The organism is Paenibacillus sp. PK1-4R (genome assembly GCF_030369595.1).
GTDB lineage: Bacteria > Bacillota > Bacilli > Paenibacillales > Paenibacillaceae > Paenibacillus.
Genome location: NZ_CP126535.1, coordinates 441,915 through 462,473 on the forward strand (window position 1 = coordinate 441,915; position 20,559 = coordinate 462,473).

At 46.2% G+C, this 20,559-nt stretch carries 19 protein-coding genes; 10 read left to right on the forward strand and 9 right to left on the reverse strand.

The genetic code is table 11. The features are described from left to right. Positions 1-101 precede the first annotated feature (101 nt). The gene (locus QNO02_RS02110) at positions 102-953 is read right to left on the reverse strand and encodes an AraC family transcriptional regulator (protein WP_017691033.1); all 852 of its coding nucleotides are present in this window, start codon (positions 951-953) and stop codon (positions 102-104) included. Positions 954-1,210: 257 nt separating this feature from the next. Here QNO02_RS02110 and QNO02_RS02115 point away from each other — a divergent pair, with 257 nt between their 5' ends. Beyond that, positions 1,211-1,672, forward strand: coding sequence for a cupin domain-containing protein (locus tag QNO02_RS02115; RefSeq protein WP_017691032.1), 462 nt, complete (start codon positions 1,211-1,213; stop codon positions 1,670-1,672). A 147-nt stretch (positions 1,673-1,819) separates the two neighbouring features. Here QNO02_RS02115 and QNO02_RS02120 read toward each other — a convergent pair whose 3' ends face one another. The 3 genes from QNO02_RS02120 to QNO02_RS02130 form a co-directional block, all read right to left on the reverse strand. Beyond that, positions 1,820-2,674, reverse strand: a complete 855-nt coding sequence (locus QNO02_RS02120) for a hypothetical protein (RefSeq protein ID WP_289390958.1) — start codon at positions 2,672-2,674, stop codon at positions 1,820-1,822. Then, a complete protein-coding gene (locus tag QNO02_RS02125) occupies positions 2,671-3,189 on the reverse strand; it encodes a sigma-70 family RNA polymerase sigma factor (RefSeq protein WP_289390959.1) in 519 nt (172 codons plus the stop codon). The genes QNO02_RS02120 and QNO02_RS02125 overlap by 4 nt, the downstream gene beginning before the upstream one ends. A 275-nt stretch (positions 3,190-3,464) precedes the next feature. Beyond that, the gene (locus tag QNO02_RS02130; protein ID WP_249912974.1) at positions 3,465-4,292 is read right to left on the reverse strand and encodes an aldo/keto reductase; all 828 of its coding nucleotides are present in this window, start codon (positions 4,290-4,292) and stop codon (positions 3,465-3,467) included. Between the two features lie 332 nt (positions 4,293-4,624). Between QNO02_RS02130 and QNO02_RS02135 the strand changes: the two genes are divergently transcribed. Continuing rightward, complete coding sequence (locus QNO02_RS02135) at positions 4,625-5,881, forward strand: DUF445 domain-containing protein (protein ID WP_289390960.1); 1,257 nt, start codon at positions 4,625-4,627, stop codon at positions 5,879-5,881. Between the two features lie 85 nt (positions 5,882-5,966). Here QNO02_RS02135 and QNO02_RS02140 read toward each other — a convergent pair whose 3' ends face one another. The 4 genes from QNO02_RS02140 to QNO02_RS02155 are packed head-to-tail and all read right to left on the reverse strand — an operon-like array spanning position 5,967 to position 8,760. Next, a complete protein-coding gene (locus QNO02_RS02140; RefSeq protein ID WP_091038110.1) occupies positions 5,967-6,320 on the reverse strand; it encodes a YxeA family protein in 354 nt (117 codons plus the stop codon). A gap of 29 nt (positions 6,321-6,349) precedes the next feature. Continuing rightward, complete coding sequence (locus QNO02_RS02145; protein ID WP_289390963.1) at positions 6,350-7,081, reverse strand: ABC transporter permease; 732 nt, start codon at positions 7,079-7,081, stop codon at positions 6,350-6,352. 12 nt (positions 7,082-7,093) lie between these two features. Further along, entirely contained in the window at positions 7,094-7,843 is a 750-nt protein-coding gene (locus tag QNO02_RS02150; RefSeq protein WP_091038114.1) for an ABC transporter permease, read from the reverse strand. Further along, positions 7,843-8,760: an ABC transporter ATP-binding protein gene (locus tag QNO02_RS02155; RefSeq protein ID WP_074096700.1), complete on the reverse strand. Its 918-nt coding sequence runs from the start codon at positions 8,758-8,760 to the stop codon at positions 7,843-7,845. Before QNO02_RS02155 ends, QNO02_RS02150 begins: the two co-directional genes overlap by 1 nt. A 156-nt stretch (positions 8,761-8,916) precedes the next feature. Between QNO02_RS02155 and QNO02_RS02160 the strand changes: the two genes are divergently transcribed. The 8 genes from QNO02_RS02160 to QNO02_RS02195 all read left to right on the forward strand — a co-directional run bounded on the left by QNO02_RS02160 (position 8,917) and on the right by QNO02_RS02195 (position 19,473). Next, positions 8,917-9,630, forward strand: coding sequence for a response regulator transcription factor (locus QNO02_RS02160; RefSeq protein WP_074093207.1), 714 nt, complete (start codon positions 8,917-8,919; stop codon positions 9,628-9,630). Beyond that, positions 9,630-11,012 (forward strand): sensor histidine kinase, encoded by a 1,383-nt coding sequence (locus QNO02_RS02165; RefSeq protein WP_074093208.1) that lies wholly within the window; start codon positions 9,630-9,632, stop codon positions 11,010-11,012. Before QNO02_RS02160 ends, QNO02_RS02165 begins: the two co-directional genes overlap by 1 nt. 277 nt (positions 11,013-11,289) lie before the next feature. Continuing rightward, the gene (locus tag QNO02_RS02170; RefSeq protein ID WP_074093209.1) at positions 11,290-11,472 is read left to right on the forward strand and encodes a type A2 lanthipeptide; all 183 of its coding nucleotides are present in this window, start codon (positions 11,290-11,292) and stop codon (positions 11,470-11,472) included. A gap of 104 nt (positions 11,473-11,576) precedes the next feature. Beyond that, positions 11,577-14,924, forward strand: coding sequence for a type 2 lanthipeptide synthetase LanM family protein (locus QNO02_RS02175; RefSeq protein WP_289390968.1), 3,348 nt, complete (start codon positions 11,577-11,579; stop codon positions 14,922-14,924). Next, the gene (locus QNO02_RS02180; protein WP_091038119.1) at positions 14,917-17,136 is read left to right on the forward strand and encodes a peptidase domain-containing ABC transporter; all 2,220 of its coding nucleotides are present in this window, start codon (positions 14,917-14,919) and stop codon (positions 17,134-17,136) included. Before QNO02_RS02175 ends, QNO02_RS02180 begins: the two co-directional genes overlap by 8 nt. A gap of 380 nt (positions 17,137-17,516) precedes the next feature. After that, positions 17,517-17,798, forward strand: a complete 282-nt coding sequence (locus tag QNO02_RS02185) for a hypothetical protein (protein ID WP_091038121.1) — start codon at positions 17,517-17,519, stop codon at positions 17,796-17,798. A gap of 15 nt (positions 17,799-17,813) precedes the next feature. Next, positions 17,814-19,148 carry a Tle-like phospholipase domain-containing protein gene (locus QNO02_RS02190; protein ID WP_240768288.1) on the forward strand — a complete coding sequence of 445 codons (1,335 nt, stop codon included), beginning with the start codon at positions 17,814-17,816 and terminating at the stop codon, positions 19,146-19,148. A gap of 52 nt (positions 19,149-19,200) precedes the next feature. Beyond that, positions 19,201-19,473, forward strand: coding sequence for a hypothetical protein (locus QNO02_RS02195; RefSeq protein WP_091018402.1), 273 nt, complete (start codon positions 19,201-19,203; stop codon positions 19,471-19,473). 227 nt (positions 19,474-19,700) lie between these two features. Here QNO02_RS02195 and QNO02_RS02200 read toward each other — a convergent pair whose 3' ends face one another. Then, on the reverse strand, positions 19,701-20,477 hold the full coding sequence (locus QNO02_RS02200) for a YcnI family copper-binding membrane protein (RefSeq protein ID WP_240768287.1): 777 nt from the start codon (positions 20,475-20,477) through the stop codon (positions 19,701-19,703). Between the last annotated feature and the right edge of the window lie 82 nt (positions 20,478-20,559).

The window sequence follows — 20,559 nt, forward strand, 5'->3', positions numbered from 1 at the left end:
CAGCTATAGATCCAGTAATCGCGATGCCTTTTGATATAAGGAGTACGTAATCTCTGGAGCTAGGCTACCCACTCGGCTTTTATATGAAGTGATCTGATGATCTACCGGTGTTCCTTGCGATAGCGCAGCGGTGTTGTACCGGTAACCTGTTTGAATGTTTTGTTAAAATGAGCCGTATGCTCAAATCCTACCTTCTCTGCGATCATCTGGACACGCTCTTGTGTGGACAGCAATCTTCGTTGTGCTTCCCGGACACGAACAACTCGCAAATATTCGCTAAATCGAAACCCGGTAAACCGGCTGAACATTCGGCTCAGATAAGATGGACTGATATAAAAACGATTGGCTGCACCCTCCAGCGTAAGTGGTTCGGTATAGTTTTTATTCACATAAGTGACGATTTCACTGATTTTGTCCTGCATTGGATGCAAGGGACCTGGGCATGACTGCCGGATGTTCTCCTCTACCCGATGAATACGGATCAAAAGTTGGGCAAGCAGACTTCTTACGGCGATCTCATAGTGAGGGCGTCGCTCTTTGCATTCTTGCAACATCTGCCACAATATACGCTCCATCTCGGGCTGTTCCGCTTCAGGCAAGCGAAGGAGTCTTGAACAATTAAAAGGCAGCAGACCACATATGCCAAGTTCCATCCCCGTTGCAAAAGCAGGCGAAAAACCGATTAGAATTCGTTCGAAGCCGGGAATGCTTCCTTTGGAGGTGGTATGTACATCGTGTGGATTAATCAGAATGAAATCACCCTTGCGGGCGGACAGAATCTGACCATTCATGGAATACACTCGTTCGCCTTCAAGTAAGTAATACAGTTCGTAGAATGGATGAGCGTGAGGTTGTGGCATACCGTTCCCATCATGTCTTCGCATATGTTCAATGGTAAATGAATGTTCACCGATTCGATATTTGGGTCCAATCCGATCCTCTATGAGACTCATGGTACAGCTCCCCTCTGCTTCACGGATTAACAACGATATCCATATCATAACGGAAAATCCATCTTTTTGTAAACGCTATCATTGGGAATGAAATATTTCTTTAATCCTATCGTTAAATACCGAGAGAACGAATCTGGCATGATCCATATGTGCTGTCAAGGTGACAAAACTTGAATGATGTTTTAGAGTAGGGGGAGAGAGGCGAAACTCTGGTTAAGGAGTGTCTCCAATATGATTTGGAAGGAAGGAAACAGGTTATGACGACACATGAATTATCGCCATTGGTTGCTGCGCTCAATATGCAACCTCACGTTGAAGGCGGTTGGTATAAGGAAGAATGGAAGGCATCTTATCAGATTCCACAGTCCGTTCTGCCGGATACATACTCCGGCCCACGATTCTCGGCAAGTTCCACGTATTTCCTGCTGCACGCACATGAAATCTCCGAGTGGCATACGGTTCTGTCCGATGAACTTTGGCTGTGGCACAGCGGCAGTCCGGTTGAACTGAAGCTGGGTGGCAACGGGGAGAACCCGGAGAACGAGGAAGTTCTTGTTCTGGGGATGGATATTGCTGCGGGGCAATCACCACAGGTGCTCGTTCCTGCCGGCGTATGGCAGACAGCGCGCCCGCTGGGCGATGAGCCTGTACTGGTTACATGCGTAGTAGCGCCAGGTTTCCACTTTGATGATTTCAAGCTTGTATCCAAAAGCGAATAGGTTTTGATATGTAAAAATCCCGATCCGAGATGCTCAGGGCATCCGAATCGGGATTTTTTTGGATTGAGCGTATTAAGTATGCTGAGGTCTATGCCTAGTTCAGGGATAGATCATTCCCTTTTGAATAAGCATCACTTTTGGCAATGACTAATCACTTGGATTCTCGTTACTCATCCAGCTGTCCACATAAAACTCCTCATGATAATCCGGTTGCTGAGCGAGTTCTTTGAGCTTCTGTTCAGCTTCTTCAGCGGTAAGATATTCTCCAATAACTGCTGTAAACTCACCAGTGGACGTTTTGAGGAAAGAGATGTCCTCATCCGGATAGGATTCTTTAATTATACCCATCGATTCTCCAAAAGGCATTGATTCTGTGCGGAGAGAGTATACCTTCCGAGGTGTGACCGGTTTGCCGTCGGAAGTCAGTTTCACTTCCAGGTATCCAGGGTTCTTGAATTCCGTTACGGCATACTGTACCCCTTCTTTTAAAACAACTACGAATCCGACGGAAGAGTCGTCTAAAATCATGGAACCATAAACATCTTTCACTAAAGGCTGGGTCATGAAGTCGGCTTTGACTTTCTCTATATCCATGTAACGTGCACCGCTAAAAGTAAAGAGGATACGATTCGGTGCTTCTTTGTGTACTACATTATAATGGGGTGCATCATTAGTCTGATCTTGCTCGTCGGTGCTAAAATTGATTTTAAGCGTATTTTCGGTTGCTTCCGATCCCACAGTTACTCCATCGGTAATCTTGCCGCCATCGCCGAATTGAAGTACCTGAACAATCGTTCCGACCACAGGTATTTTGACCATGGCGTTTGCGACAGTAGGAATGTTGACTACGAACAGAAAAGCGGCACATGCTGCCAGAATGGAAGCAGAGCGAATGATACGGGAGGAGCTTTTGCGAGCGGCAGCCTTTTGCTGGGCTTGACGAATAACATCTGTAAGTTGAGCTGGAATTTCAATGTTTTCATAACGTTCTTTACCTGTCATAGATCTCCAACCTCTCCTTCGATTAAATCCATTTTTAATTTGTTGATAATCCGATAGAATTTTGACTTAACGGTATTCTCCGACAGGGAGAGCACTTCAGCCATCTCTCGAAAAGGCAGATTCCCAAAGAATTTTAATATAATATAGGCTCTTTCCTCGGGGATAAGCCGATCCAGTGCATCATACAGATCCATTTTCTCTTCCACGGATGCCCCTCGCTCTGGAGCCACAAACTCCTGCGCATGATCCTCCATATAGGTCACTCGCTGGTTGCGTCGAATATGATCTATCGCTGTGTTAATCACAATTCGTGACATCCAGGAATCAAAATAAGTCATGGACTCCATCTTTCCATAAGCGATGAACCCTTTATAGACCGCTTCGGATACGATATCCAGCGCTTCTTGTTCATTTTTAACATAGCAGTATGCCAGTCGATACAATTTATTTTGAATCACTGTTATTTTTTCGCTGAACTGTTCTTCTTTTGTTTTTCTATGGTTCAGTCTAACCACTCCTGATCCCCCCTGATAAACCTAAATATTCAAGTCACCGCTCGTTCCAGGCCTGGATTCTATATAAGTGCTTGAGTTCGCTTGACACTCGTTAGACTGATGAGGAGACGAAATAGTTCTAAACGGTCAAAAAAACTTTTTTTCTTTCGGCCCTGAATAGGATAACGAGCCTCGCCTCCATTCTTAACAACGAATAGTTGGCCTATAACATCACATACCAAAACACCCGCTCTTCTAAGATCGAAGGCGGGTGTAATCGAATTAATCTGCTTATATTAGAAGTTAAAGTTGTCTGGATCAGAACCAAAGCGTTTGTTCTCGTTCAGGCCGTTAATCTGCTCTAATTCTTCCGAAGTTAACTCAAAATCGTAGAGATCGGCATTCGCGCGAATACGCTCAGGCGTGACGGATTTGGGTATGGTCACGATGCCATTCTGCAGATCCCAGCGCAGAATCACTTGTGCGGGGGACTTGCTGTATTTGGCGGCAATATCCTTCAGCAACGGATGATCCATCAGATGACCTTGTCCGAGTGGAGACCAGGCTTCGATCTGAATCTGATGTTTGTTGCAGTACTCACGAAGCTCTGACTGAATCAGTAGTGGGTGAAGTTCCACCTGATTAACTGCTGGTTTGATCGTGGCATCGATCATCAAGTCTTCCAGATGGTGAATCTGGAAGTTGCTCACACCGATCGCCCGGATTCGTCCTTCTTTATGGAGTTTCTCCAGCGCTCGCCATGTATCTTTGTACTTGCCCTTAACCGGCCAGTGGATGAGATAGAGATCCAGATACTCCAGTTCGAGTCGTTCCATACTGGCTTCAAAGGCAGCTAGCGTGGATTCATATCCCTGATCGCTATTCCATACTTTAGTGGTAATGAACAGATCCTCACGAGCTACTCCAGATTCACGAATACCCTGAGCGACACCTGTTTCGTTGTTATACGCTTTGGCAGTGTCGATGCTGCGATAACCGGCTTGAATGGCTGTTTTGACAGCATGAACGACTTCGTCTCCGTCTTTAACTTTGAATACCCCAAAACCCAGCCATGGCATTTTGACTCCGTTATAGAGCGTGGTTGTGTCCTGCACGTGTTTCATGGTCCGAAATTCCTCCTCTTATTGATTCATTGTTCCACTATGTAATTACCCTGCTGTTCAGCAGCCAATCGATATCGAAGGGCCGTCTTGAATGATTATACTAAAAATTTCCTTATATTAAAAAAAGCACGACCCATCTTGCGGAATAGACGCTGCTATTATCCTTTTTCTTCAACCAGAGGTTTGGTTTTGACGCTTGTGGGTGATAAGATGAAGTATACGAAATATGGAAGTTAAGACTTCGCTAGTGGAGAGTTTACATAAGAAACGAAGAAGTGCGGGATCGGGTACAGTCCAGACCGTACGATTAACGATAAAGGAGCAAGAATACAATGGCTAAACCTAAACAAACCAAAAAAGCAGCTGCCTGGTCTCTCGTAGTAATGGGAGCGGGATTTGCTGCATCCTTGCCGTTCCAGGGCGTTCCTGTGGGCAAGTTGCTGGTAGGATCATTTGAAGCGGGACTCGTGGGTGGACTTGCGGACTGGTTCGCAGTTACCGCACTATTCCGTCACCCGCTCGGCATTCCAATTCCTCATACGGCATTGCTGCCGAAAAATCGCGATAAAATGACGGAAGGTCTGGTCTCCGCAGTAGAGAATAACTTACTCAACAAAGACAGCATTACCGAGAAAATTGCAGACTTCAAAGCAGCAGAGACGGTGCTCGATACGTTGACACGTGAGCTTCACAGTGACGGGATCAAGATCATGATTGATACGCTCTGCAAACGAATTCTGGCTGGTCTGCCGTTAGAGCAGATTGCTCCGCTCGTAGCACGTGAGATCAAGTCACAAGCGGGCGCCTATGATCTGGGTCCGATTCTGGAACGAGCTGCCCACCAGATGACAGAGCGGGGTTACGACGCCAAAGCGCTGGACTACGGACTGAAGCAAGCCGAGGAGTGGCTGGTTAAGCCCGAGACGATTATGTTTTTAGGTGAAAGCGGCATGAAAGCCATCAGTGGCATTCAGATGAACGGATTGATGCAGTTTGCGATGAATGCATTCCTTGGTTATATGAACGAGGAGCGTCTGGGTGGCATTTTACAAGGATATCTCTTCGATCGGGTAGAGGATATGAAACGTGAAGGCAGCGATCTAAGGTACAAGGTGCTTGATATGGTACGTACCCAGACGGTGCGTCTGGCAATGAGCGAGGCTATGCAAGATGGAATCAACAGCTGGAAGAACAATATGCTGGAGGGCTGGAACGCAGAGGAAACGGTGCTGAACAAACTCACCGAACTGAGAGACAAGGCGCTCGCCGCGATGGAAGATGGACAGTATGTAGATACGTATGCACTGCCTGCCATTGAGCGGGTATTGGTTGATCTGCGGACAGATGAAGAGTTGATGACAGGCATGAATGCCAAGATCGTAAATGGCGTCACAACACTGCTGGAGAAAAACCATTCCAAAATCGGTAAACTGGTACGCGAAAATGTGGACAAAATGGACAATGCCACTTTGGTTTCGATGATTGAGGATAAGGTTGGACAGGATCTGCAATGGATTCGGATCAACGGAGCGGTTACCGGATTTGTTATCGGGATTGCGCTGACTGCGCTGCAGATGGCATTGGCATAACCTAAAAGAGCCACCCTTGAAGTAATGGGGCAAGGCTCTTTTTGTTATGCAAATATCAATGGAGATATAGAGACGCATCTTTTTTCTATTTAGAGGTTAACTGCTTAGCTTGCCCTGGCAGATCGTCCGCTGTGACCTCTTCCCAGTGTGTAACACCACGCAGCGTGGATACATATAGTTTCAGATAGGCCCCATTTTTGAGTAGCTTACTGGTAGAGAAGCTGAGTGTTTTGGATTTTCCTTCGTCTGTATAGCCGATCAGTTCATAAGCATATCTGCCATTGTCATCCTTGTTGACTGTAGTCTGATTCACAATGGTATAGTAGGTTGTTTTGCCGGCAGGGTTATCGGGAGTCAATTTAGCAGGGTCCATGAAGAAGAGCCACAGGCAAGTTAGAATAACAAGTACCAATGCGAGAATGGTGAATGCTTTTTTCATGTTTTTGTCCTCCTTTGATCTCGGTAAATTTAGGACGATGCGATGTCTTTATATTTCAGGCGGCGGATTGACCAGGTAGCAAACAGAAGGATAAAGAGACTGTTCATGAAAAGAAAGACGATATTCTCCGAGGATGTCAGTCCCTTTTGACTCAGAACGCCCATGCCTATAGTTAACAAGGAGTAGGGGAATAACATGCCGATTTTCAGCACATACATGCCTAGTCCCAGAAAGACTGCACAAAGGCTGATGCCAATTGGCGTGGCAAAGCTTCTTATCCGGATCGACAACCCTAGTTGCAGTGCAGCAATAGAGATAGAAGCAAACCATCCTCGCAGGCTCCATACGACGGTCTCCATCGGGAACGGACCTGGAATGACGAACAGTTGGCCTGCTACCCAGTACATGAGCATGAAGAAGGTTTGGGCCGAGAAGATCAATATGCCAACAATGACCAACTTGGCAACAAATAGGCTGGTGACTGACACTGGAGAAGCCAGAATCATATTCCAGTTGCGATTGCTGTGTTCCAGGCGGCATACAAAGGCACAACAGATAGCGATCAGGATAGGTAGAAAGAATTCCCCGTAAAATAAACTGACCTGTGTCCACAGGCTGTACCACCCGTTTTGTAAAGCCGCTTGATTGAAATAAAAGTTAAAGCATCCGATAAGCAGGCTGATAATAGGCAGAATGGCCAATACCAGACTGATCCGGGAATGCCGAAGTTTAAGCCATTCGGCGGAAATGCTCCTCAGCATGTGTTTCCCTCCTCAAATCTCTTTTCTTGAAGCATGAATATTCCCTGCAAAATAGAAGATGGCAGCCATCAACAAGGCGGCTAAGAAAAGACCGACAGGCAGCATACCCGATACATAGGTACCCGAAGTTGCGCTGTAAATGTAAGTGACTGGATTCAGATCCATGTAGTAAGACCATATGAAAAGGTGACGTACACCTGCAGGAAACAACCCCGATGTTGTACCAATGAATCCGCCCAGCATACCCAGACATAACGCAAAAGCCTGATTGCGTACCGTAAGAGACAGCCATTGCTGAAGAGCGGTTATCGCGAGTGTAGTTAGCAGTGTGCCTATAACGAACTGCACCAGCAGGGAGAATGGTAGCGGGCCGGAAATGTTTTTGGATAGACCGAAACCGACAATGAACACAGCTTGCGCAAGAATACCATACAGAATCAGGCTGTTCGCACATATGTACTTGGCTGTGTAGACATGATTACGTCCGATGTTGGTCGTCATCAGCATCTTCCATGTGTTCCCCTTATGCTCCATGTCACAGATGCGGGACACAACGATAGCCGATATAATGGGCAGGAACAGTCCGTTCATGGAAGCGATGCTGAAGATCAAGGCTTCCCAACTCGCATTGGCTGCACTTCGGGAGATGGAGATGCTCATAGACATGGAGGCCCAGATCATTTCTGCGGCCAGAAAAAGGGATAGCATGACCCAGATCCTTTTGCGGCGGATTTTATAATACTCCAGGGATAGAGCTTTCATTACAGGCTCCGCTCCTTTCCGGTCAGATCCAAGAATATGTCTTCCAGACTTTTCTTGTGTTCCTCGATCCGGATCACGGGGATATCGTGTTCTACCAGCACCTTGTTCATCTGAGAGACTTCCTCGTCACGAAGATAGTTGAACACCAACTGTTTTCCATGAACTGTGGGCATGTAGCCTTGAGTCAAAAGGATTTTCTCTGCCCTTGTCGTGTCTGTTGTCTGAAAACGAATGGTGGTCTTGTTATTGGCTTGAAGGCTCTGCATGGTTCCCTGAAACAGCAGCTTGCCATCACTGATAATCCCGACCGAGGTAGCAATCTGTTCGATCTCTGACAACAGGTGGCTGGATAACAGGACTGTTATGCCATATTGACCCGGAAGCGACTTGATTAATTCCCGGATCTCACCGATTCCGGCCGGATCAAGTCCGTTTGTAGGCTCATCCAGAATAAGCAGGCTTGGGAAGGCAAGCAGGGCCATGGCAATACCGAGTCGTTGCTTCATCCCTAGGGAATACTGATCGGCCTGCTTATGTTTTTGATTTTCGAGCCGGACAATTTTGAGAGCTTCATCAATATTTTTGTTCGGTACGTTCCGCAGTCGCTGCATGACTTTCATATTCTCAAGTCCAGTCAAGTGGCCGTAATAAGATGGGGATTCGATCAGTGAACCTGTCTGATTCAGAATGGAAGGGCGATGTTTATTCAGATCTTTGCCGAACACCTTCACAGTGCCTTCGGTGGGTTTGATCAAACCCAACAGCATTTTTAATGTGGTTGTTTTGCCTGCTCCGTTCGGACCCAGGAAGCCAAAAATCTGTCCCGTCTCAACTGCCAGATTAACCTGGTGTACGCGGTTAGTACCGCCATAAGATTTGGACAGGTTATGCGTTTCCACGATGGGGGAAGAATTTATCATTGATCTCAACTCCATTTCACTAATATCTCAGTTGCTCTAAATATAGATCAGGCTTCTTGCTCGTGGCTGAAGATAACCTTACAATTACCTTAAATGGAAATGGAAAATATCGGATGAATGCCTTTGTGATGTATAATAAAAAGGGTGATATCAATGGAATTATTGAAGAATAAGAAAATATTGATCGTAGATGATGAACCTGAGATACGGGAAATGATTGAACGTTTTTTACGTAAAGAAGGTTTTTTTCGGGTCTATACGGCCGATAACTTCGTGAATGCCTTGGCAGTATGCAGGCTTGAAAAGCCGGATGCAGCAATCCTGGACGTGATGCTTCCAGATGGGGATGGGTTCTCTCTGCTCTCTTCGATCCGGTCATTCTCGGACATGCCTGTTCTGTTTCTGTCGGCACGTGGTGAAGATGAGGATCGATTGCTCGGTCTGGGGCTGGGAGCGGATGATTATATGGTCAAGCCCTTTCTGCCAAGAGAGTTGATTCTCAGGCTGATGGCTATTCTGAAGCGGGTATATGCCTCCAATACGGTGGAGAGATTACCTGTATTCCGTTTAGGTGAACAAACCATTGATCTGGAGAGTGCTGTTGTGCAGGGGACAGACAGGGAGCTTCCATTGACGGCTAAGGAGCACGCCATACTGATCAAGTTGTATGAGAATCAAGGCCGGATTGTAACCAGCGATGCCCTGTGTCAAGCCGTATGGGGAGACGAGAGTTATGGTTATGAAAATACACTGATGGTGCATGTTCGGCGAATCCGGGAGAAGATTGAGGAAGACCCATCCAAACCGGTATTTTTGCTAACCGTTCGGGGCCTTGGTTACAAACTGATGGCTCAGGAGTCTAGGTGATGGATGGCGTTGTTCGAATTCTAAGAAAGTTTGTAGGATCTACCATTCTGGTATCTGTGGTGCTGTTATTGTTCAATCTAATTCTGCTAGGTTCGCTGATCTTCAAGGAAATTCATGAGGGTCCTTCCCCCGGTGCGGTTGTGAAACAGATGGCCAGTGGTCTGAGTAAGGGCGAGCAGGGGGACTATGCGCTAAACAGCGATGGAATGCAACTGCTGGATACATATCAGGCTTGGGCGATGCTGCTCGATCCCCAGGGCAAGGTACAGTGGAGCGAACGGCTTCCGGCTGAAATCCCGCGCTCTTATGACGTGACGGATGTTGCGAAGTTCTCGCGATACTATCTTAAGGAATACCCGGTGTACGTATGGGAACGTGAAGATGGATTATTGGTCGTAGGCTACCCTAAGAATACGTATGGAAAATACCAGTTCGACTTTCTGGCAGAGTGGCTCAAGTCATTGCCTATTCGGATCATACTATTGTTGGTGTGTAATGTGGCTCTTGCTCTACTAGTATCCATACTCATTGGAACGCGGGTGATCCGTAGTATTCGACCGTTAATCCATGGCATTCACGCATTGGCAAAGGAAGAGCCTGTTCACGTCGAAACCAAAGGTATATTTAATGACCTGTCACAAAGCATCAATTCAACATCCCGTATGCTTCAGGACAAGGATGATGCTCTAAAAGCGAGAGATGAAGCGCGATCCAACTGGATCGCAGGCATTTCTCATGATATACGGACACCCTTGTCCATGATTCTGGGTTACGCGAGTGAGTTGGAGGAGCAATCGGATTTGTCAGCCGAGCACAAACAGCAGGCCTCCATTATTCGTCGCCAGGGTGAACGCCTGCGGTCACTGGTCAGTGATCTAAACCTGGTATCCATGCTGGAGTATGAGATGCAGCCTCTACAGTTGAAGTCGATTCGACTCTCGGTACTAGCAAGGCAGGCTGTGTCGGATTTTTTGAATAATGGACTGGATGAGCGTTATCCAATATCGCTTCATGTTCAGGACGAGAGTCTCCATGTTATGGGGGATGAACGATTATTGTATCGTGCAGTAACGAATTTGGTACAAAACAGTATCACGCATAACCCGGAGGGGTGTGCAATTGTGTTGGAAACGATGCGTGCAGCAGAGGATGTATGTTGTGAATTTGTGGTGTCAGATGATGGAAAAGGAATTCCAAAAGAGTATCTGGACGATGTGGTGGTTCTCCCCTATGCGGCAGGGCGCGTACGGCCTTCCCGTCAGGGACATGGCTTAGGGCTTCCAATGGTATCAAGGATTGCGCAGGCTCATCGGGGAAAGCTTATTCTTGAGAGTGATAGTGGGGAAGGGCTTAGAGCTGCTTTGCAGTTGCCTGCTACTTAGAAAAACACCTGTCTTGGACAGGTGTTTAAAATTTTGTGCATTTAACAACGAAATAACACAATTTTGTTGTGATTCTAGTAAAAGCGATTTATTTTGTCAAATGGTGGTAAAATCCCGAAAATGGATTTACAAAAACTAGCAAATTATGCTAGAATGAATATATAGAAAATAATTACATAATTTAAATATTTTACAATATCCTGCAGTTGAGTTCAACATTGGTGTTTAGCTTTTTATAAGCTATACATATAAAAAAATTCGAATGGAGGTTTTTTCAATGAAACAATTCAATCTCGAAGCATTGCGAGCAATCGAGGACATCAGTGATGACGAGCTTATGGTCATTACAGGGGCGGTATCTGTAATTGATGCTCAAGCTAGTGGCGGTGTATTTTGTACGGTAAGTCATGAATGTCATTATAATTCGGTTTCACCTTCTTCCTGGCTTACTTGTTGTTAAATTTTACTCTCATCTTCAAGCACATAGCTGATTTCAGTTATGTGCTTGATTTTTTTATGTGAGATTTTGGACACCAAACCATCCAATAGAAGGGGAATGAAGTGATGAGCATACAGGAGCGATTACATGACTCCCGCTGGAGTGATGCACTCTACTTAACAGAGAAATACAAACAGTTTGTGCAGCGATATACTGCACAAGTTCCCAACGTTCCGAATGTGGACATGCCTGTAGAGCAAACGGATTCAGGAAGAATGCAGCAATGGCTTGACAAGTTTTTTCAAGACCAGGAGCAATTGTCGAATCGCTTCCAGGCTGAATCCATGAATGTGGATACGGTGCAGGCTATGTTTAATGATGCAGGTTTTATGTACGACTTTGCTGAAATGACTTGGCATCAGGAACTCCGCAGAACATTTCTTGAGAATGAGCATCTGGAGATCGAATACTTTATTGAGGGCGATACGGATGAAATTCCGTTCTTTGAGTTTTCCAAACCCTTTCTGCAACGATCCATTCAGATCATGACCGATGGCCTGAATGAAGGATATGACTGGTTGGACAAACGGCGTGTTACAGGGCTTGTTCTGAAGACGGTCTCGGATAAAGTTTTCCACATGTCTGCCAAGACACTAATCTATGAGTTAAACAAAGCGAGATTACAAGATGAATTGAGAGGTGAGGATTCCCGGCAGCGGTATCAGTACTTTGTGAGCCAGAACATCCAGTCCAGAGAACAGATTCTCGCCTTACTGCTGGAATATCCTGTTCTTGCCCGAGGACTTGTTGAGCACACTCTTCGGATCAGTCTTAATATGATGCGTGTTCTGGAGCGCCTGACGAGAGATCGTCGTGAACTGGAGTCTTTTTTTGGTTTCGAGATGGATAAGCTGGAGGATATCGTATTTCTCGGGGATTCGCATAATGGTGGAGCCAGTGTATTGCGGTTAGCGTTTGCGGGAGGGGGCAATGTCATGTACAAACCAAGGAACATGGCCATCGACACCGCTTTTGCCAGACTGTTGCAATGGTTTAACGATCAGCAAACGGGGTTGCCGTTCCGTATTGCCAAATCGCTGGATCGCTCCGAATATGGCTGGCAGCAGTTTATACCCTATGAGGAAGTCACCAGTCTGGAGGCAGCGGAACGTTTTTTTGAACGGCAGGGGCAGTATCTCGCTATTCTGTATGCCGTTAACGCAACGGACATGCATATGGAGAACATCGTTGCCCAAGGTGAGCATCCATTCTTTGTCGATCTGGAATCACTGCTGCACAATCAGCCCTTCAAATATGTGGAGGAGAAGGAATACTATACGGCGCTGGAGAAGACCCTTTCGATATTGAATGACTCCGTGTTAAAAACGAGCATGCTGCCCACGCTGGACTCCAATGCCTTGTATCACAGTGATCTAAGCGGGCTTGCGGGGGACGTAGATCAGGTACTCAACACGTATGAGATTCACGATAAGAATACAGATACCATGAGAATACAAAGAAGCAAAGTAAGTGTGAGTCGGTTCAGTCATTTGCCTTCATATGAACAGACCCCCATCAAACCTGAACGATATATCCAAAGTTTGAAGAAGGGTTTCTATCGTATATACAACGCCATCATGGAGCAAAAGGAGTCGTTTATCTCCATCGTTTGCAATTACTTTTATGGTTGTGCTGTACGAACGATCGTTCGTCCGACTGTTACATATTTTACGCTGATTGAAGCCAGCTCCCATCCCAAATATCTCAGAAACGGGCTGGATAAGAGCTTGTTGTTCGACATGATGTGGATGATTGTACGACAGGATCGTATGCGTGAAAAGCTCGTGAAATATGAATGCTACGATCTATTGCACGGAGACGTACCTATGTTCCAGACCTGTATCGGCCAGGACATGTTGTTTCACCACCACGACAACCAAGCCATTGCCGGCGTATTTTCCTCTGATATTTTAACGCAGACTGCGGATAAAGTGCGGGCAATGAACCCAAAAGACATGGACATGCAGTGGGAATTTACCGAAAGGACACTTCAGACCAAGTATGTGCTGGAACGTTCATTTGCTATGGAGAAGAGTACCGCAAGTGTGCAACCGGCACAGTTGAATGAACTTCGAATACCCATGACAAAAGAAGAATATTTGCATGAAGCCGTAAGGATCGGGGATTACATAAAGGATATTGCCATTATGGGAGATGAAGGTCTTTCGGTGTCATGGATCAGCATGGGTATGGATGCAGACGAGAAGTTAATCTACAAATCTTCGGAATTGGGGTTATATAACGGGGTAACGGGCATTGCCTATTTCTATCTGTATCTGAGTCAGGAGACAGGTGACCACAAATATATGCAGATGGTTCATCTGTGTATTCAGACATCCTGGGAGATGATCCGCAAAAAAATCGATAAAAACATCTCATTGTTCACTGGCTATGGATCACTTCTCTATTTACTGGTTCATAAAGCCAACGTATGTTCCGAACCGGGGATTAACCCGGATACGCTGGAATTGCTCGATATCCTGGACGATATGGTCGATAATGATCAGCAATTGGATGTGATCTCAGGTTGTGCAGGTACATTGATGGCTTGTGTGGACATGTATATGAACTTTCAATCGCAAAAAGCGCTGGACGTGGCTGTGCGATGCGGAGATCGTTTGCTGAAGCTTGCGCAGCCGATGGATCAAGGTATGGCTTGGGTGACGTCAGCGATTAATAAAACGCCACTTAGCGGCATTGCACACGGGAACGCAGGCATCTGTCTGAGTTTGGCCCGTCTATACAGTGCTACAGGCAACAAAGCCTATCTTGAAACCTGTATGGAAGGACTGAAGTATGAGGAAGCCCTCTACAGTCCTGAAGTGAACAATTGGAAAGATCTGCGGTTCACCGATGGCAGCATGCCGGAAGAACATTATGTCATGTACTGGTGTAATGGCGCACCTGGTCTAGGGATCGCCCGTATAGGGTTAGCGCAGCAATTGAGGTCATTAGGAGCTATGGATACAGTTGAGAAGGATATTCGCAGAGCGTTAGCCAAGACGATGGAAGAAGGGTTCACAGAAGTTAGCTATTCGCTCTGCCATGGGGATATGGGCAATCTGGAGTTGTTCCTACTCGCAGCCGAATATTTGCAGGATGAAGAGTTGAAGGAGTACTCAGTTCAGATGGCAAATTACATTGTGACACAGGTGAGACATGATAACCATCATTGGAGATGCGGCATTCCGGGTCGTCAGCAAATCCCAGGACTGATGCTAGGGCTTGCCGGCATTGGATATCAATTGCTCCGACTTTACAATCGTGACCTGCCTTCGGTACTCATGATGGAGGGACCAAAAGGCAAGGAAATAAGGGATATGGCGCAGACATACGCTATGGAAACGGCATCCGCTCAGCAGCAGATGGACACAATGGAACAGTCACCCCATATGGGGCAGCATTATGCCTGAACGGCCTGTATTCCGTCTGCGCGGAAAGAGACAACGCAAAGTCCCTGTCAAACTGCAAATGAATCAATATGATTGTGGCCCTAGTTGCCTACATATGTTACTCGCATATCACGGCTACGAAGCGGATTTCACGGATCTGAAGGAACGTTTTGCAATGCTGGGGAACGGTCGGGATGGCAGTTCCATGCTCAAAATGAAAGAGGTTGCCCAGACCTATCATTTGAAAGGGATAGCTAAAAAAGCGCCTGTTGAATCACTCAACAATGACTTTCTGCCAATCATTTGTTTCTGGGAAGACAGCCATTTTGTCGTGCTTGAGCGGATCAAGACGGGTGGTCAGTTCATTATTGTCGATCCGGCTTTGGGCAGGCTGGTTATCAGTACGCAGGAGTTTGCGGAGAAATATTCAGGTATTTTTTTGCTCGTATATCCGGATGATGGCTTTGTACCTTTGTCCGAGAAAAAGATTAGTAAAGTGGCGTACTTCAAGGATTTGATTCGCAGTAACAAAAAATATTTTGTTTGGACCATTCTACTTGCTCTGGGGTTGCAGTTGGTTTCGGTGGCCTTTCCGTTCCTGATGCAAGTTTCAATTGATGCGGCTACTAGCGGTGAGGGTTACTCGTTATTTCCTGTCCTAATCACCAGCATTGTGCTGTTAACCCTGTTTCAGATCGGCTTCAGTTATATGAAGGATATGTGCATTGTACGGCTTCAGGAATTGCTGGATTCCCAACTGACGACAAACTTTGTCTCACATATGCTCAGACTGCCTTATCAATATTTTGAAATTCGTTCACGTGGGGATCTGATGCTGCGAATTAATAGCAACACAACCATTCGGGAAATTTTGTCCCAGAAGATGATCTCTACGCTGATCAATCTATTTTTAATTGTTGTTACATTCACATATATTATAATCCAGTCCCGTTTGATCGCTTTCACACTGCTTGGTGTAGGGCTGATACAAATTCTTGTTTTTGTATACACACGCAGCAGATTCAAGAAGCTGACACAAACTCAGATTGTCGCCCAAAGTCTGGCTGGATCATTCATGACGGAAGTGTTGGAAGGCATCTCGACCATCAAATCACTAGGGATTGAAGAGCGTACCGCGGAGAAATGGAGAGCGTTGTTCAAGCGTCAACTCGCAACAGTCAAGGAAAAAGCGATTTTTCAGACGAGAGTGAATACCGTGACCAATACGCTGAACTTTATGACTCCGATGCTCATTCTACTGGTGGGATTATATCAGATTATGCAGGGGAATATGACCCTCGGTATGCTCGTTTCATTCCAGTCTCTTGCCGCGCTGTTTCTGGGGCCGTTGAACTCGCTTGCTTTGATGCTCAATGAGTTCGTGATGGCGGATGCGCTACTGGATCGAATCTATGATGTCATTCAAGCCGAGGAAAGTAATAAATTCAAGAAAAAATCAACGCCACCCCTTCATGGCGTGAAGCTAAATGGGGATATTACAATTGATCAGATCAGCTTCAGGTATACGGACTATGGTGAAGATGTGCTTAAAAATATCAATATTGCAATCAAAGCGGGGCAAAGGATCGCTCTGGTTGGCAAATCAGGATCAGGAAAGAGCACCTTGGCAAAATTGCTGGTAGGGCTGTACACGCCGACCCAGGGCAATATCTATTTTGACGGAATGAATGTAGAAGAACTGGAACAGCAGGATATTCGCAGCCAGATCAGTATCGTGCTTCAGGATAACTTTGTTTTTAACAATACTGTTCATGACAACATTAGGCTGCACGCAGCGGATTCAACGCTGGAGGATGTGATGATCGCAGCGAAGCTGGCTGATATTCATGCCGATATTGAGAAGATGCCAATGAAGTATAATACACTGATCTCTGAGGCGGGATCGAACCTGTCTGGAGGGCAGAAGCAACGGGTAGCTCTCGCAAGAGCATTGGTGAGCAGACCCAAAGTTCTTCTGTTGGATGAGGCAACCAGTGCTTTGGATACCGTTACAGAGGCGACCATTGCCCATAATCTGAACATGTTGAAATGTACCCAGATTATCATTGCCCACAGGCTAAGTACGATCCGAAGCGCGGACACCATATATGTGCTGGACCAAGGTGAACTCGTTGATGCCGGAACACATGATGAATTGATTGGGCGGTGTAAATCCTACAATGATCTCGTGTGTGAACAACTGGACGAAACCGGGGCCAGACAGTATGGATGAGGCTAGTGAGGATGATGTTCGCGGAAGACAAAAGGCTTTCTTTTCTACACAATATGTGTTGAAAAGGATGCTTTTTTGTTATATATGGAAAGCCGAGAAGCTAAACTGATGCAAGAATTAGGAAAGTGGGTAATGTACACCAAAGTGTCCTATTTGAATCATATAGGAAGAAAGTTACATGAAAACGATCCTGTTAGCCGATATGGCTCATGTTGATTTTGTACTATGATGCAGGTAACAGATGAATAGGGTGTACTTCACATATAGTGAATGCCTCGATTCTACCAAGAGGGGGGATTCGTATTAAACGTGCAGGATGGTTGAAGGGTTTATTCACACTAATGATAGTGTTTACTATATTTCTGGGAGGTTGTCAGAACATGAATGCAAGTGAGAAGGAAGCTTTATACCAAGAAGCTGAAGCAACCGTAATTCAGCACTTCAAGCAGAAGTTTGAACTGGATGTTGTGATTACAAGCAAAGAGTTGTTGCCGGAAATGGCAGTGTCCCAGATTGGTCTGAAAGGCCATGTGAAAGATCATGAAGATCAGAGCTTTGGCATTTCGTACGACTACAAAAAGAAGGTAACCAAGAACCTGGTCATTAGCCCTGAGATTGAGAAAGTGATGATGGCCAAGGGACACGATCCATACGCCAAATAAAGGGAGGTGTAGTTATTGAGTAACGGGTCCAATATTGATGATGAAACGTATAAAACGATGTCTGATCTAGCCTACCAGGATCAAAAGGCTGGAGACAAATTAACGGAACTCCCCGGATGGGAGGTCCTTGAGGGGACGGAAAGCAACAAACTTTCCGGTTTTGATGCCGTAACCTTTTATAATCCCGAGACCAAGGAAGCGGTCATTGCTTATCGTGGTACAGAAGGAAGTGCGTCCTTGGATCGGTCTGTACCTGACTTTGTCATGGATGGCCGTATTGGGGGCGGAGAGTTGATTCGTAAGGGTCAGCAGGAGGCTGGGAATTTTGTTAATAATCTTACGCCGGATTGGCTCGACAAAGGGGTCCAAGGCGTCAAGGACTTCACAGGCATATCCAAAGTGGAGAATTGGGCTGGTGACAGGGTAAGAGACGTGGAGAACTGGACGGGTGATCGCGTAAAAGATATTGAAAAGACCGTTTCCCCTACAGGCTGGGCCAATCAGATGTATCAATCCGAAGACTACGCAAATCACATGCAGAACAAGCATAAGGACCTGAATTTCTCGATGACCGGACATTCCTTGGGCGGGGGAAATGCACAATATGCGTCTGCTTATACAGGAATTCCAGCCGTGACGTTCAGTGCACCATCGGTAATGGGGAATTTGACTCCAGAAATGCGGCGCCGGGCTGAATCGGGTGAGTTTGACGGGCAGGTTGTGAACTATGCCAATCCCAGTGATCTGGTAGCCAGCGGAACATTGGGAGGATATGACCGGCATGTAGGATCGACCTTCTACATTAATTCCAATTATGAGGATGCCAATGATGGAGTGGGCATTATCGATAAGGCCAAGAACTCATTTGGCGGGGAAAACTATCACAGTCTGGATCAATATGATTTCAAAAATGGTTACATATCCAATGACCTGTACGATCCGATTACTGGAGAGAGAATCCGCTATTCACCGCGCCTTATGGATCATATGGGACCATTCGGCAAGAACTTCGGTCCGTTACGTTCCAAGTCTGGCGGCGGTATGGCTGCAGTGGGAGGCGCTTCCGGTTTGATTCAGGTAACGCCCGAAGAACTGAAAAGTGTCGCTTCCCGGTGGAAACAAAATGCACAGCAATGCAATGCTGAGCTGAATCAGGTAAGGAGCCGCATGGCTCAATACCTGCATACAAGCCGTAGTCGCAGGCTGGAGCCAATTGTCACCCAACTGGACGCGTCGATTCAAGAACTTAGCACATGGCATATGAAACATACCAGCCAGTTCCTGAACTTTATTGATGAGAAAGCAGATGCCTTCCGGCAGGCGGACGAGAGTCCGGTTCATTTTAATTAGGAATCAGGTTGGTTAAATGTCGCTATCACGTACATGGGGGAGGGGAACGCAAGTGGGTGGACAATTGCTGGTGGAATTGAATGATCTTCGAATTGCGGAAAAAGAACTGACACAGCTGCTTGCCCGTCTGCAAGCCGATGAACAGGAAGCGAGGGCGCTATACAGTCGCCTGAACGATTGGAAAGGGCAGTCTGCTGACTATACAAGGCAGCAGATTGAAGAGTTTTTTGCGGGCCTGTCCAAACGTATTCAATCCATCGAAATGCAGAAGAAAAGCTTGCTGCAATATATCGAGATCATGATCCAGACGGATCAGGAACGCTAAAGAGTGGTAAGGCTGATGCCATATTGCGGATGGTAATCAGCGTGGATATTAATGTGACCGTGGAGCGGCATGATTAGTGCCTAAACCACGATTGTAAAGAACATGGATAGCCAATCAAGATGATGATAGCTAAAAAAGCCTATGGCATATCGGGTTTGATCCCGACACCATAGGCTTTTTTCTAATCTCAACTTGTCTCAGGTTTTCGTAAAAATGTAAGTTAGTTCTTAACGTTTTTTGCGACGTGTAGCCAACGCGATCCCCAGGAAGGACAGAATCAGAGCCAGAATGGATACGATCAATGTTGCTTGTTGAAGTTTCAGTGTACCCGGGTCTGTATCCGTGTTGTTTGGCTCACCTGTAACGGTGTCATTGAGTGCATCGCCCAGCGTGGTGTCATCGTTTGCTTTGCTATCGTCGTTAGCCGCGTTATCACCAGTGCCTGCTTCTGTACCTGCACTATCATGCCCTTCATTGGCATGACCTCCACCTGCCGCAGCATTACCAGCAGCAGCCGGATCTTCACTAATCGTCGTGATACTGTGCGGATTGGCGTCACTTGGTTGGCCTGTCCATTCTACGATGCTGCCATCACTGTAGTATTGGAAGGCATCCCAAGCTACTTCAGCTTCCGCCTTAGGGTTCTGTGCAACGAAGTTGAACTGCTGGAATTGTCCTGCCAGAATGCCTTCATTATCGCCGTCAATTTCCCACGTAATCGATGTTACTTCATTGGAATCGTTTTTCTCTGTAGTGATTTTCCAGCCTGCCAGTGGTTGATATTGCTTGAATGCAACACCTTCCGGAACTTTCATGGTGATCTTGGTTGTAGGCAGTTCTTTCTCGGATGGAATCTTAATCGTGTACGTCTGCCATGCGCTTGTCTGTGCAACGGATGGGCTAACGGTAACGTGAGCGCTCGCGAATCCGGCGAATAACATGAATGCTGCGGTACCTGTTGCGATAGTGGATGTCAGTTTGGAAATCCATGATGTTTTCTTCAAAATAAATAACCCCTCTCAGTTCTTATCATATATGATGCGGCCCATTTTCTTAAATGAGTGTCTACGTTCTGCAAAGGCACGT

What these genes read in the sequence shown, in the direction of transcription:
- QNO02_RS02130 (WP_249912974.1), bottom strand. Translation starts at nt 4,292, where the DNA reads ATGAAACACGTGCAGGACACAACCACGCTCTATAACGGAGTCAAAATG.
- QNO02_RS02185 (WP_091038121.1), top strand. Translation starts at nt 17,517, where the DNA reads ATGAATGCAAGTGAGAAGGAAGCTTTATACCAAGAAGCTGAAGCAACC.
- QNO02_RS02145 (WP_289390963.1), bottom strand. Translation starts at nt 7,081, where the DNA reads ATGCTGAGGAGCATTTCCGCCGAATGGCTTAAACTTCGGCATTCCCGG.
- QNO02_RS02160 (WP_074093207.1), top strand. Translation starts at nt 8,917, where the DNA reads ATGGAATTATTGAAGAATAAGAAAATATTGATCGTAGATGATGAACCT.
- QNO02_RS02110 (WP_017691033.1), bottom strand. Translation starts at nt 953, where the DNA reads ATGAGTCTCATAGAGGATCGGATTGGACCCAAATATCGAATCGGTGAA.
- QNO02_RS02120 (WP_289390958.1), bottom strand. Translation starts at nt 2,674, where the DNA reads ATGACAGGTAAAGAACGTTATGAAAACATTGAAATTCCAGCTCAACTT.
- QNO02_RS02180 (WP_091038119.1), top strand. Translation starts at nt 14,917, where the DNA reads ATGCCTGAACGGCCTGTATTCCGTCTGCGCGGAAAGAGACAACGCAAA.
- QNO02_RS02170 (WP_074093209.1), top strand. Translation starts at nt 11,290, where the DNA reads ATGAAACAATTCAATCTCGAAGCATTGCGAGCAATCGAGGACATCAGT.
- QNO02_RS02135 (WP_289390960.1), top strand. Translation starts at nt 4,625, where the DNA reads ATGGCTAAACCTAAACAAACCAAAAAAGCAGCTGCCTGGTCTCTCGTA.
- QNO02_RS02140 (WP_091038110.1), bottom strand. Translation starts at nt 6,320, where the DNA reads ATGAAAAAAGCATTCACCATTCTCGCATTGGTACTTGTTATTCTAACT.
- QNO02_RS02115 (WP_017691032.1), top strand. Translation starts at nt 1,211, where the DNA reads ATGACGACACATGAATTATCGCCATTGGTTGCTGCGCTCAATATGCAA.
- QNO02_RS02150 (WP_091038114.1), bottom strand. Translation starts at nt 7,843, where the DNA reads ATGAAAGCTCTATCCCTGGAGTATTATAAAATCCGCCGCAAAAGGATC.
- QNO02_RS02175 (WP_289390968.1), top strand. Translation starts at nt 11,577, where the DNA reads ATGAGCATACAGGAGCGATTACATGACTCCCGCTGGAGTGATGCACTC.
- QNO02_RS02165 (WP_074093208.1), top strand. Translation starts at nt 9,630, where the DNA reads ATGGATGGCGTTGTTCGAATTCTAAGAAAGTTTGTAGGATCTACCATT.